The sequence below is a fragment of the Flavobacterium sp. HSC-32F16 genome, assembly GCF_024171645.1.
Lineage (GTDB): Bacteria > Bacteroidota > Bacteroidia > Flavobacteriales > Flavobacteriaceae > Flavobacterium.
The window spans coordinates 47036-59755 of record NZ_JALKAC010000001.1; the positions used below are offsets into that span (position 1 = coordinate 47036).

At 32.3% G+C, this 12720-nt stretch carries 13 protein-coding genes; 10 read left to right on the top strand and 3 right to left on the bottom strand.

The annotated features are described in order from the left end of the window. Nucleotides 1-59 precede the first annotated feature (59 nt). Both menD and L1276_RS00235 read left to right on the top strand, forming a co-directional pair. Nucleotides 60-1724 (top strand): 2-succinyl-5-enolpyruvyl-6-hydroxy-3-cyclohexene-1-carboxylic-acid synthase, encoded by a 1665-nt coding sequence (gene menD / locus L1276_RS00230; protein ID WP_253784283.1) that lies wholly within the window; start codon nucleotides 60-62, stop codon nucleotides 1722-1724. A gap of 88 nt (nucleotides 1725-1812) precedes the next feature. Continuing rightward, complete coding sequence (locus tag L1276_RS00235; protein WP_253784287.1) at nucleotides 1813-2154, top strand: DUF2853 family protein; 342 nt, start codon at nucleotides 1813-1815, stop codon at nucleotides 2152-2154. 37 nt (nucleotides 2155-2191) lie between these two features. On the opposite strand, the gene L1276_RS00240 is transcribed toward L1276_RS00235, so the two are convergent. Further along, complete coding sequence (locus tag L1276_RS00240; RefSeq protein WP_253784289.1) at nucleotides 2192-2602, bottom strand: immunity 70 family protein; 411 nt, start codon at nucleotides 2600-2602, stop codon at nucleotides 2192-2194. 160 nt (nucleotides 2603-2762) lie between these two features. Between L1276_RS00240 and L1276_RS00245 the strand changes: the two genes are divergently transcribed. From L1276_RS00245 to L1276_RS00270, 6 genes are all read left to right on the top strand, one after another. After that, complete coding sequence (locus tag L1276_RS00245) at nucleotides 2763-3617, top strand: S1 RNA-binding domain-containing protein (RefSeq protein ID WP_253784291.1); 855 nt, start codon at nucleotides 2763-2765, stop codon at nucleotides 3615-3617. A gap of 718 nt (nucleotides 3618-4335) precedes the next feature. After that, complete coding sequence (locus tag L1276_RS00250) at nucleotides 4336-5169, top strand: 1,4-dihydroxy-2-naphthoyl-CoA synthase (RefSeq protein ID WP_035681238.1); 834 nt, start codon at nucleotides 4336-4338, stop codon at nucleotides 5167-5169. Nucleotides 5170-5251: 82 nt separating this feature from the next. Beyond that, nucleotides 5252-6214, top strand: a complete 963-nt coding sequence (gene menA / locus L1276_RS00255; RefSeq protein ID WP_253784292.1) for a 1,4-dihydroxy-2-naphthoate octaprenyltransferase — start codon at nucleotides 5252-5254, stop codon at nucleotides 6212-6214. A 28-nt stretch (nucleotides 6215-6242) separates the two neighbouring features. Next, a complete protein-coding gene (locus L1276_RS00260; RefSeq protein ID WP_253784293.1) occupies nucleotides 6243-6920 on the top strand; it encodes a metal-dependent hydrolase in 678 nt (225 codons plus the stop codon). A 169-nt stretch (nucleotides 6921-7089) separates the two neighbouring features. Beyond that, nucleotides 7090-8292: a M48 family metallopeptidase gene (locus tag L1276_RS00265; protein WP_253784294.1), complete on the top strand. Its 1203-nt coding sequence runs from the start codon at nucleotides 7090-7092 to the stop codon at nucleotides 8290-8292. A 100-nt stretch (nucleotides 8293-8392) separates the two neighbouring features. Then, nucleotides 8393-9460, top strand: coding sequence for an o-succinylbenzoate synthase (locus tag L1276_RS00270; RefSeq protein WP_253784295.1), 1068 nt, complete (start codon nucleotides 8393-8395; stop codon nucleotides 9458-9460). Between the two features lie 82 nt (nucleotides 9461-9542). Here L1276_RS00270 and L1276_RS00275 read toward each other — a convergent pair whose 3' ends face one another. Continuing rightward, nucleotides 9543-10103 carry a hypothetical protein gene (locus tag L1276_RS00275; RefSeq protein ID WP_253784296.1) on the bottom strand — a complete coding sequence of 187 codons (561 nt, stop codon included), beginning with the start codon at nucleotides 10101-10103 and terminating at the stop codon, nucleotides 9543-9545. Nucleotides 10104-10120: 17 nt separating this feature from the next. Further along, nucleotides 10121-11032, bottom strand: a complete 912-nt coding sequence (locus L1276_RS00280) for an OmpA family protein (protein WP_253784297.1) — start codon at nucleotides 11030-11032, stop codon at nucleotides 10121-10123. A 196-nt stretch (nucleotides 11033-11228) separates the two neighbouring features. On the opposite strand from L1276_RS00280, the gene L1276_RS00285 reads away from it, so the two are divergent. Then, entirely contained in the window at nucleotides 11229-11705 is a 477-nt protein-coding gene (locus L1276_RS00285; RefSeq protein ID WP_253784298.1) for a CYTH domain-containing protein, read from the top strand. A 3-nt stretch (nucleotides 11706-11708) separates the two neighbouring features. Further along, nucleotides 11709-12677 (top strand): YpdA family putative bacillithiol disulfide reductase, encoded by a 969-nt coding sequence (locus L1276_RS00290; RefSeq protein ID WP_253784300.1) that lies wholly within the window; start codon nucleotides 11709-11711, stop codon nucleotides 12675-12677. Nucleotides 12678-12720: the final 43 nt, after the last annotated feature.

Sequence of the window (12720 nt, forward strand, 5' to 3'; positions counted from 1 at the left end):
TACTTGTAAAAGAAAATATTTAAGCATATATTTTTTTAGAATATTATACACCATTTAGAATGATTTACCCCAAAATAGCGCTTGCACAAAGCATTATCGAGATCTGTGCAGCAAAAGGAATTTTCAATATTATAATTTCTCCTGGTTCACGAAACGCGCCTTTAACTATTGGTTTCGCTCAAAATCCGAATTTTAAATGTTACAGTATTGCAGATGAACGATGTGCAGCATTTTTCGCCTTAGGAATAGCACAACAGACTAAAAAGCCAACGGCGGTTGTTTGTACTTCTGGTTCGGCATTATTAAATTATTATCCGGCTGTAGCCGAAGCATTCTACAGTCAGATTCCACTAATTGTAATCTCAGCAGATCGTCCGCAGAGTAAAATAGATATTGGGGACGGACAAACCATTCGCCAGGAAAATGTCTTTTTAAATCATTCGGTTTTTAATGCTAATTTAACCGAAGATGCTTCTTTGGAAAATGACTTAAAAATTAATAAAGCCATAGAAACTGCGATTCTTCAAAAAGGCCCCGTACATATTAATGCCCCTTTTGAAGAACCTTTATATGAAACGGTTTCAGAACTTTCTGTTTCACCAAAAATTACCAATTCAGAGGAGATTCTCGGAACAAAAATCATCGAAAATGAAGCCGAAATTGTGTCAATCTGGAATTCGTCAAAAAGAAAATTAATTCTTATTGGAGGAATAAACGAAGTCAATTCTGTAGATCAGGAAATTTTGGAAAATTTTGCCAAAGACCCATCGATTGTAGTACTTACAGAAACTACTTCAAACCTCCATAATCCCAGCTTTATTAACAGCATTGATAGCTTAATTACGCCATTTGATGATTTTGATTTTAAAGAATTAGAGCCTGAAATTTTGATCACTTTTGGAGGTATGATAGTATCGAAGCGTATTAAAGCTTTTTTACGAAAATATAAGCCCGTACATCATTGGCATATAGATACATTACGAGCTTATGATACATTTAATGCTTTAAGTAAGCATTTTGTAATGGAACCGAATGATTTCTTCAAAGAACTGCTTCCAAAAACAGAATTTGTTTCGAGCAAGTATTTCTCAAAAATTGATAAAATTTACGATTTAAGAAAAATCCGGAAACAAGAATATTTAGACAAAATTTCTTTTTCGGATTTTAAAGTATTTGAAAAAGTAATAGAATCTCTTCCTAAAAACAGTCAGCTTCAAATTAGTAACAGTTCTGCAATTCGATATGCACAATTAATTGAAATTGATCCTTCAATCGAAGTTTATTGTAACAGAGGAACAAGCGGTATTGATGGCAGCACATCTACAGCTGTGGGTGCAGCAGTAGCAAACGCAAAGCAAACTGTTTTTATTACGGGTGATATTAGTTTCTTATATGACAGCAATGCGTTGTGGAATTCGTACATACCAAAAAACTTTAAAATTATTTTGATTAATAATGGCGGAGGCGGAATATTCAGGATTTTACCCGGTCATCAGGAAAAACCGGTTTTTAATACCTATTTTGAAACTGCACATCATTTAACTGCTGAACATTTGGCTAAAATGTATCAATGTAATTATTTCAAAGCAAATGATTTACCGTCATTAAATGAAAATTTGGAATTTCTTTATAATTCAAACGAAACGCCGGGCATTTTGGAAGTGTTTACACCTATGTTAGAAAACGATGCAATTTTGAAGCAATATTTTAAAGAATTAATCTAATTAAAAGTAGGTTAAATATTGTTAAATATTTTGTTTGACTTTTAATATTATTTATATTTGGTTCTATATAACCAATATTAAATTTATTATGAGCAAAAGAGAAGAATTAATTCAAAAGTATGCAGCAGATCTAAAGGACAAATGCGGAGTAACTCCAAATCTGGATTTACTAACAAAAGTAACCATTGGCTGTGGTCCGTCAATTTATAATGCTGATGCTTCTACGGTAGCGGGAAGCCAGCAATCTGAATTAGACACGGTTAAAAATAACTTTTTAATCAAGAAATTAGGACTTCCTGCGGGGTCGCCCTTAGATGAAGCCATACATTCTGTTTTAGAAAAATATGGCAAATCAAATAAGCATAAATACAGAGTTGTTGTGTATTATTTGCTGACTGTACATTTTAAAAAAGAAAGTGTTTACAAATAAAATTAATGCGTCTTTTTTGACGCTTTTTTTTTGTTTATTATTGAATTAATAAATCGGTTCGATCATTATTTGCTTTTGATAAAGCTTCAAAAAAGATTTCAAATAAATCTTTACCGCTGCTAGTTAGAAAATAATTTGATAAATTAGTAATTTCAGGGTTTATGTTATCTCCCCAAGGAGGGGTTAGACTCAGATTTTCAATATCCCAAATAATCTTTGAAGGGGGAATTTTTCCAAAATCTATCTGTATTTTTTTTAATTCATCAATAGCTTTATCAATATTTTTATTTTTTAATTCTCCTTGATAAAGTTCATTCATTAAAATTGGATATATACTGCCCCAATTTTCTTTTTCTAAATGATATGCAATGTTTGAAAAGAAACAATGAAAAAAATCTCCAGTTCCAATTTCAAACCAATAGTTGCTTACTTTTAATCCTATAGCCATTGCTATTTATTTTTTTGCAAATATAATAAGAAAAAACTTATATTTAGATTCGTTAAAATTATTAGCTGGCTATATAGCGAATTTTTCGCTTTCTCATTTTCAAACTTCGTACATTTGCACTTTAGAAATTCAGCTGTTAACAGCTTAGAACCTTATTATAATGCTTGAAATAGGAAAATACAACACACTAACTATATTACGTGATACTAAAGTAGGTCTGTTTTTAGGGAACCCTGAAAAAGATCCGGAAGGAATTCACGATGTTTTATTACCAAACAAATACGTTCCAAACGAATTTGAAATAGGCGAAGAAATTATTGTTTTCGTTTATCTGGATCACGAACAGCGCCCGGTTGCGACTACGCTTGAACCTTATATTTTATTGAATGAATTTGCTCTTTTAAGAGTAAACTACATAAATAACGTTGGCGCTTTTATGGATTGGGGAATGGAGAAAGATATTCTGGTTCCGTTTAAAGAACAAGCCCGCCCGATGGAAAAAGGGAAACGTTATTTAGTTTACCTTTATAAAGATGAGAAAACCAATCGTTTAGTAGCTTCGAGTAAAACGAATCAGTTTTTAAGTAATGATAACTTAACTGTTGAAAAAGGTGAGGAAGTAGATTTAATCGTATCGCACATTACAGAAATTGGAATAAATGTAATTATCAACGAACAGCACAAAGGACTTTTGTATAAGGATGAAGTCTATGACGATGCTATTAGAACGGGTGACAGAATGCGCGGTTATATTAAAAACATTCGTCCTGATAATAAAATAGACGTTGCACTGCAAATTCAGGGTTATCAAAGCATTGAACCCAATGCCGAAAAGATTTTAGACGAACTAAGAGCCAATAGGGGATTTTTACGTTTAAATGACAATTCACATCCTGAAGACATTAAGACCGTTCTAAAAATGAGTAAAAAGACCTTTAAAAAAGCCGTTGGAGCTTTGTATAAAGAGAAACTCATTGAAATCAAAGAAGATGGGATTTATCTTGTAAAAGAATAAAATTCTGTAATTTAAGATATATAACAAGAAAGGCTGCTCATTACAAGCAGCCTTTCTCTTTTTATTCTAGTTTTAAAAAAAATTGTAATTAAAAAAAAACAGAAATAAAATAATTCGAATTCATGTTGAAAGTAATAGCTTTATTAATTTTTGAAACTACTTTCTCGATAGTATGTCTTTAAACAATTGATGCGTTTATCTTAAAAACAAAAATTAAATTTCACGGCTGATCCATTTGGTTTAATAAAATAACTTATAGATGTTTTAGTTAGCATTTTTCCTCTTTTCGTAATCAATTTGATACTAATTACTAAACAATTCTAGCGTTTAACCTTAGGTGTTACTATTTTCTTTTTGCAGTCTTGACAAACGAATAAATCATTTGCTCATTTCTAATAGGTTTACTAATTAAGACCATAAAAAAATGAGCGACAAATTTTTTAAATTTTCTCAAAAAAATCATTTTTTAGGTTAATAAATCAGTGAAAGAAAATCAATCTTATATCAATAAAATAACTCGTATCTCATTGATTTCTAGGGTGTAAAATTACTCATTATTTTCCAAAACTAATGTTAAAAAGTGTTATTTTTTAGAACCTGATATCAATTCTTAACATTGAAAGCGGTATTAATGCCGACTAAAACAAAAATGAATAGGTGAAAATGTAAAAAATGGTTTATTTTTACACTATAATTTTTTTAAATAAAACAAATAGAAATGGATTGGATTACTGCCAGAGAATTTGAAGATATAACCTATAAAAAATGTAATGGAGTTGCCAGAATTGCTTTTAACAGACCAAATGTTAGAAATGCATTCAGACCTAAAACAACTTCAGAATTATACCAGGCTTTTTACGATGCACAAGAAGATACTTCAATTGGAGTAGTTTTGCTTTCGGCAGAAGGACCGTCTACTAAAGATGGTGTTTATTCATTTTGCAGCGGAGGTGATCAAAATGCACGCGGACACCAAGGTTATGTGGGCGAAGACGGTCAGCACCGTTTAAATATTTTAGAAGTACAGCGGCTAATTCGCTTTATGCCAAAAGTAGTTATTGCCGTAGTTCCTGGATGGGCTGTTGGCGGCGGACATAGTTTACATGTAGTCTGCGATATGACTTTGGCAAGTAAAGAACACGCTATTTTTAAACAAACAGATGCAGACGTTACGAGTTTTGACGGAGGTTACGGATCTGCTTATCTGGCGAAAATGGTTGGACAGAAAAAAGCACGTGAAATTTTCTTTTTAGGTAGAAATTATTCTGCTCAGGAAGCGATGGATATGGGAATGGTAAATGCTGTAATTCCGCACGATGAGCTAGAAGATACTGCTTATGAATGGGCACAGGAAATTCTTCAAAAATCACCAACTTCAATCAAAATGCTGAAATTCGCCATGAACTTAACAGACGACGGAATGGTAGGTCAACAGGTTTTTGCTGGTGAAGCCACACGTTTAGCCTACATGACCGAAGAAGCAAAAGAAGGAAGAAATGCCTTTTTGGAAAAAAGAAAACCAAACTTCGGTGAGAATAAATGGCTGCCATAAATAATTTTAGATTTCTAATCTATAATTTTTTAATCAGAATATAATAATCTAAAATCTATATTCTAAAATCTAAAATTAAAACATGAAACATTGGATTGAAGCCGCCAGACTGCGCACATTGCCTTTATCAGTTTCCGGAATTATAGTTGGAAGTATTTATGCACTTTCAAACCCAACAGAAACAATCAATACACCAACTGAAGTTTTCAGCTGGAAAATTTTTGGTTTCGCACTTTTAACAACACTAGGATTACAGGTTTTATCCAATTTTGCCAATGATTACGGCGATGGAGTAAAAGGTACAGATAATGCTGACCGAGTAGGGCCGCAACGCGCTATCCAAAGCGGTATTATTACACCGCAAGCCATGAAAAAAGCCATAATAATTACATCTTTATTGACTTTGTTATCGGCTGTAATCCTTATTTATTTTGCTTTCGGGAAAGATAATTTCGGATATTCAATCTTTTTCTTGTTACTTGGAATCGCAGCAATTGTGTCTGCCATTCGTTATACAGTAGGAAACTCAGCTTACGGATATAAAGGTTTTGGGGACGTATTCGTTTTCATTTTCTTCGGATTGGTAAGCACATTAGGCGTTAACTTTTTATATTCAAAAGAAGTAGATCCGCTTTTAATTCTTCCGGCAATTTCAATTGGTTTGCTAAGCGTTGGAGTTTTAAACTTAAACAATATGCGCGACGAAGAGTCTGATCGTAAATCAGGTAAAAATACTATCGTGGTGCAAATGGGCGGAACAAAAGCTAAAAATTACCATTTTGCATTAATTATTACTGCAATGGTTTTAGTGGTTGTTTTTGCAATTTTAAGTGATTACAATTTCGATCAGTATTTGTTTTTATTGGCTTATATTCCTTTAACCAAACATTTAATTACGGTTTATAAAAACCAAAATCCTAAGTTGTTAGATCCAGAATTAAAAAAACTGGCTCTTAGTACATTTTTACTTTCAATCTTATTAACAGTATGTATGATTTCTTTAATTTCAGACATTATTGTTAATCTTTTCCTAGGCGGAAGATAAACTTAAGTTCAACTTTAAAATTAAAAAAATGAAAATTACATTTTACGGGCACGCATCTTTAGCGATCGAAGTTGGAGGAAAACATATTATTGTTGACCCTTTTATTTCAGGAAATCCGCAAGCAGCAGCCATCGACATAAATACATTAAAAGCCGATTATATTTTATTGACTCACGCTCACAGTGATCACGTTTTAGACGTTGAAGCGATTGCAAAAAACACAAATGCAGTTATTGTTTCAAATGCTGAAATTACAAGTTATTATGCCAAAAAAGGATTTAATGCACACCCAATGAATCATGGCGGAAGCTGGAAATTCGATTTTGGAAAAGTAAAATATGTAAACGCAATCCATTCTAGTTCTTTTCCTGACGGTACTTATGGAGGAAATCCTGGCGGATTTGTAATTGAAGGCGAACATAAAAACATTTATATCGCAGGCGATACAGCACTTACTTACGACATGAAATTGATTCCGTTAAGAACAAAGCTGGATTTAGCAATTCTTCCAATCGGAAATAATTTTACAATGGATGTTGAAGATGCTATCATTGCATCAGACTTTGTAGAGTGCGATAAAATTTTAGGCTATCACTTTGATACTTTTGGTTATATCGAAATCAACCATGAAGAATCAATTCGTAAATTCTTTGATAAAGGAAAAGATTTGATGCTTTTAGGAATTGGTGAATCTATAGAATTATAATAATAGTCTTAAAAAGATCTAATTATTATTCTGTCATGGCATTCCGTGGAATGAGGAATCTTACTAGAAATTCCGCAAAGAAAAGAACCCTCTTTGTCGATCTCCCAGTGAGATTTCTCGTTCCCGGGAATGACAAAAATAAAAGTATAAATAGCATTTATTCAGAAATATGAATTTCAAAAGAATATTTTTAATCCTATTACTTGCTTCAGTATATAATTCTTTTGCTCAAAAAGATGGTTATTGGGATAAAGATCGTGCTACAACAAAAGAGATTTTAGTTTCTGCCGGTGATCGTATTGTTGTAAAAACAGAAGATTTACCTGTAGGAACAACTGAAATTGTTTACAGAATTACACTTCTGGACAAAAACCAGCAAATGGCCAGCAGTTTAGTCTCTCTTTTAAAATCTATTCCAGATCCTTACGGAATAGGGCAGGGCTCTGCCGGAGCTGTTTTCTTAATGTCTAACATTTCTGGTGACGATCAATGTACGTATTCGCTTTTTACTTCAAACGAAAGCACTAAAAAATACATCACTGATGGAAAAGTTGATGATGCGTGTTATTCACAAAAAGAACCAATTAGTAAAGATGCAAAACGTATTTCGTTAGACAAAAATTCTTGTTTAAAAGAAAATACAACTACAATTTGGTTTGGTTTTGAAAGCAAAAACTGGTTTTTAAGTCAAAAAGTAGTTTTAGAAGTTGTGCCTTGGGTTGATATTAAATTAAATCGCGGTTGGAACAAGGATAACAAAAATGAAATTATAAGTCTTTGTAAAACATCGACAATGGCTCAAAAAATGGCTAATTCAGATGATTTTTGTGTTTGTATTCTAGAAAAAATAATGAAGCAATATCGTTATTCAGAATTTCAAAAATTACTGGCAGTCGAAAAAACAAAAGTATACAAAGACTTCGGTAATGCGTGTTATAAAGATGCCGATATTTCTAAAAACGTTTATAACGACTTAAGAAATCAGATTTCAGGCTTAATCAAACAGCAAAAATACAATGAAGCTATTCCTAAATTAAATACTATTATTAGTGACGGAAAAGCCGCAGCATTAGATTATAATTCAATTGGCTACTGTTACATTCTAACAAAACAATATGCAAAAGCATTAAAATTTTTGCAAGAAGGCGAAAAGTTAGATGATACAGAATTATTGATTAAACTAAACTTAGCACACGTTTATTTGATAAGTGATAATTATGGCGACGCAAAAGCTATTTACAAGAAATATCAAAATCAGAACGTTACAGACAGCTTAAGCTGGAAAGACAAAACAAAATCTGATTTTACTATTTTTGAAAAAGCAGGTTTACCATCAAAAGACTTCGAAAAAGTTTTAAAACTATACAATTAAAAATTATTTCACCATATAAATTATATAGGTTCATTTAAATCTTTGACATCAAAAAACTTAAATTTACTTATATCACTTTTATGGCTTAAAAAACAGTACAGTGAAAGCGACTTACCACAAATATATGCTTGAGTTTAAACGTCCTTCCGGGACGTCACGAGGCATTATGACCGAAAAAGAAACTTGGTTTATTGTTCTTGAAGAAGATGGTCAAACAGGAATAGGAGAGTGTGGTATTCTTCGCAGCTTAAGTGCGGACGATCGTGATGATTATGAAGATAAACTAAAGTGGACCTGCGAAAACATTCATTTAGGCGAAAAAGAACTGTGGGAATCTTTAATAGAATTTCCATCGATTCAATTCGGAATAGAAATGGCTTTTTTATCATTAAAAAGTAAAAATCCGTTTTTACTTTTTCCATCTGATTTCACTACAAATTCTAAATCTATAGTAATAAATGGTTTGGTTTGGATGGGCGAGCCGGCTTTTATGAAAGAGCAGATTGAGGAAAAACTAGAAACAGGTTTCAATTGCATAAAACTTAAAATTGGCGCAATTGATTTTCAAAAAGAATTAGAATTATTAGCTTTCATTCGCAGTCATTTTTCTGCGGAAGAAATTGAAATTCGCGTAGATGCTAACGGTGCTTTCGCTTTAAATGAAGCTTTAGATAAGCTAAATCAATTGAATCAATTTCAATTACATAGCATAGAACAGCCTATTAAAAAAGGAAATGTTCAGGCAATGGCTGATTTGTGTAAAACAACTCCTTTTCCAATAGCATTAGATGAAGAGTTAATTGGCATTTTTTCATTCGAAGAAAAAGAAAAAATATTACAGGAAATTAAACCGCAGTACATTATTCTTAAACCAAGTTTTATTGGCGGTTTTAGAGGGACTCAGGAATGGATAACATTGGCAGAAAAACACAATATTGGCTGGTGGATTACATCTGCATTAGAAAGTAATATCGGGTTAAATGCAATTGCGCAATGGACTTATACTCTAAATTCAAAAATGCCTCAGGGTTTAGGAACCGGAGCACTTTACACCAACAATTTTGATTGTCCGCTTGAAGTTTTAAAAGGACAGCTCTGGTACAACGATTCTCAAAAATGGGATTCAGAAATTCTTGTAAAGATACAAACTAATAAAAATACAAAGTAATAAAAATACAAAGTAATAAAAATACAAAGTGACAAAGACACAAAACCTTGAGCCTTTGCCACTCTGAACCTTTGAGTCTTTTTTACTCTTTTCCTCCAAGTAAATTTTCGTGCCATTCTTTTAATTCCTGCCATTTTCCCTGATAAGCAAATAATGCTTGTTTGGCCCATGTACTTGGATTGTGAATAGCATAATTTTCACCTCCCGCGTCAAGGATTGACTGTAGTTTTTCAGTAGAAGCTTCTGATAGGTCATACCAGGTTTTAATTCCGGCTTCGTTAAACAAAGCCTCGATTTTGGGTCCAATACCTTCCACAATTTTTAAATCATCTTGTTTTATTTTCTTTCCTAATATGTTTGCTGCAAGCGCACTGTCAAACACTACAGTTGGAACATCTGCCACAAAAGATTTAGGTACAGATTCTGAAGCTTTCACTTTAAGATGAGCAGAAACCAATTCTGCTTCCAGAGAAGCTATTTTTGCATTCAAATTCTTCGTATTTGCTTTACAGGCATCTAAATCTGCCTGCAAAGAAACTGCAAGTGAATCATCTCTTTTCGAATTCAATTTTCCAAGCAGGTAACCTAAAATTCCGCAGATTAAGCCTACTATAATTGGTATTAAGATACATGGTAAATTCATAATAGTATATTTTTTAATTATTTGATTGTAATTACAGTTCTTCGATTGCTTGCTTTTCCTTCAGCAGTTGTGTTATCTCCAATTGGTTCATCAGGACCTTTTGATTCTGTTGCAATTTTAGAAGCTTCAATACCATTTTTAATTAAATAGTTTTTAGAAAAATCAGCACGTTTTTGCGCCAGAATTATATTAGCTTCTTTATTTCCAACATTATCACTATGTCCGACAATTAAAACAGATGCATCTTTTACATTTTCTAAATACTTAGAAATATCAGATATTTTTTGTTTTTCATCACTGCTTAAATTAAAGCTGGATTTATTAGTATTAAAATGAAGCGTTAAAGGATCGGCATTAATTTTATCCTTAAGTGCAGACCATTCGTCAGTTATCGAAGAAGTTGTGTCAGAAGCCTCAAATTTATATTCAACTGGACCAAGCAGCGTATCGGCACTTGTTTTCCAGCTATTTATAATTTTTCCTTTAGTATCAAATTGAGAAGCCGTTAAACCTTTAGAAACAAAATAAATTTTAACATTATTTGCCCTCGCTAAACCAAGATTTTCAAATTTAGTAGTATTGGTTTCATCAGAAGCTGCATAACCTGTAATCGTTACTTTTTGTTTTGGATTTGAAGCTAAAAAGGTATTTAAATTTTCAATTCCAATCGTCACAGAATCACTTACAGGCTGAATTAAATCTGAATTGTTTTTTAGAAATTTAAGATTATCATTTGTCTGATATTCAAATCCGGAACCACTCAATACAAAAGGGACAAAATTATCACTCTTAATTGCCGTTGGCGGTACTTTTTCGGTATCAGCATTGGGTTCGGTCACAACGCAATTGCAGCACAATTTTATGTACAAAATAGTACCTAAAATTATGGTTAAAGCAATGCCTAATAGATAAAATGCTTTTTTAGACATAAGTATAGAAATTAAGATTTACTCAAATTTAGCTAAAATAAAAACACGCAAAACATTAATAATCAGTTAAATTGGTTTCATTTTAGACCAGTTAAGGTTTAAAATGAAACCAATTTAAAAGTTTAGATTTTTGAAAACCCAATTTCATGACTGAATTAAATTGAGTAACTTGCAGTAAAATAAATTTAGATTAAAAATGCTCGAAATAGAAAGAAAGTTTCTTGTAAAATCGGATGATTTTAAAGAACAAGCATTTGCAAAAAATAAAATTGCACAAGGGTATTTGAGCTCAGTTCCTGAAAGAACGGTTCGTGTTAGAATTAAAGGTGAAAAAGCTTTTTTAACGATAAAAGGAATTGGACATCAAGGCGGTATGTCACGTTTTGAGTGGGAAAATCAAATTCCGCTTGACGAAGCCGTTGAATTATTGAGATTATGCGAAAAAGGCAAAATTGAAAAAACACGCTATGAAATTAAATCAGGAAACCATATTTATGAAGTTGACGAATTTTATGGAGAAAATGAAGGTTTGATAATGGCCGAAATAGAATTACAATCAGAAACAGAAAGCTTTGAAAAACCAGATTGGCTGGGTGAAGAAGTGACAAATGATCCAAGATATTATAATGCTTATTTGAGCAAGAATCCTTTTAAAAATTGGGAAAAAGAATAATTTATGACAGACCAATATGATTTAATTATTGTGGGAGGCGGGCCAATTGGGCTGGCTTGCGCAATAGAAGCTCAAAAGAAAAACTTACGTTATTTAATTATTGAAAAAGGCGCAATTGTAAATAGTATTTTCAATTATCCGTTGTACATGACTTTTTTCTCCACTGCCGAAAGACTTGAAATCGGAAATATTCCTTTTAACTGTTTAGCGCCAAAACCTGGGCGTCAGGAAGCTTTAGAATATTATCGAAATATTCACCGTTATTTTAATTTCAATATTAATTTATTTGAAAAAGTAACCGAAATTAAAAAAGTAGAAAGTTCTCTTTTTGTGGTTTCAACTGATAAAAGCTTGTATCAATCTAAAAATGTAATTATTGCAACCGGATTCTATGATATTCCGATTTTGATGAATGTAAAAGGAGAAGAATTGTCTAAAGTTCGCCATTACTATAAAGAAGCGCATGAATATGCTTTTAGAAATGTTTTGGTTGTTGGAGCAAATAATTCGTCTGTAGACGCTGCTTTGGAATGCTGGAGGAAAGGCGCAAACGTAACGATGGTAATTCGTAAAAACGAAATTAACAACAGAGTAAAATACTGGGTTAAACCCGATGTTGAAAACCGAATTGCTGAAGGAAGCATTAAAGCTTATTTTGAATCGAATATTACCGAAATCCGTGAAAATGAAGTTGAGATTGAGACTCCAAACGGAAAAGTTACTATTGAAAATGATTTTGTTTTAGCCTTAACAGGTTACAAACCAGATTTAAATTTTCTTGAAAATATAGGAATTCAGCTTTCTAATGATGAACTGAAAATTCCAGCGTATAACCCTGAAACTATGGAAACAAATGTAGAAGGTTTATTTTTGGCAGGCGTTGTATGCGGTGGAATGCAGACGCATAAATGGTTTATAGAAAACTCAAGAATCCATGCCAATAGGATTGTGGATTTTATTACTTCTAAATAATAGTTTGCCACTAATTACACGAATTTTTACGAATTATATTTTG

Bases quoted from the DNA above. Each gene is read 5' to 3' on its own strand.
- L1276_RS00275 (WP_253784296.1), bottom strand. From the start codon at position 10,103: ATGAATTTACCATGTATCTTAATACCAATTATAGTAGGCTTAATCTGC.
- L1276_RS00290 (WP_253784300.1), top strand. From the start codon at position 11,709: ATGACAGACCAATATGATTTAATTATTGTGGGAGGCGGGCCAATTGGG.
- L1276_RS00285 (WP_253784298.1), top strand. From the start codon at position 11,229: ATGCTCGAAATAGAAAGAAAGTTTCTTGTAAAATCGGATGATTTTAAA.
- menD (WP_253784283.1), top strand. From the start codon at position 60: ATGATTTACCCCAAAATAGCGCTTGCACAAAGCATTATCGAGATCTGT.
- L1276_RS00250 (WP_035681238.1), top strand. From the start codon at position 4,336: ATGGATTGGATTACTGCCAGAGAATTTGAAGATATAACCTATAAAAAA.
- L1276_RS00260 (WP_253784293.1), top strand. From the start codon at position 6,243: ATGAAAATTACATTTTACGGGCACGCATCTTTAGCGATCGAAGTTGGA.
- L1276_RS00235 (WP_253784287.1), top strand. From the start codon at position 1,813: ATGAGCAAAAGAGAAGAATTAATTCAAAAGTATGCAGCAGATCTAAAG.
- L1276_RS00240 (WP_253784289.1), bottom strand. From the start codon at position 2,602: ATGGCTATAGGATTAAAAGTAAGCAACTATTGGTTTGAAATTGGAACT.
- L1276_RS00280 (WP_253784297.1), bottom strand. From the start codon at position 11,032: ATGTCTAAAAAAGCATTTTATCTATTAGGCATTGCTTTAACCATAATT.
- L1276_RS00265 (WP_253784294.1), top strand. From the start codon at position 7,090: ATGAATTTCAAAAGAATATTTTTAATCCTATTACTTGCTTCAGTATAT.
- menA (WP_253784292.1), top strand. From the start codon at position 5,252: ATGAAACATTGGATTGAAGCCGCCAGACTGCGCACATTGCCTTTATCA.
- L1276_RS00245 (WP_253784291.1), top strand. From the start codon at position 2,763: ATGCTTGAAATAGGAAAATACAACACACTAACTATATTACGTGATACT.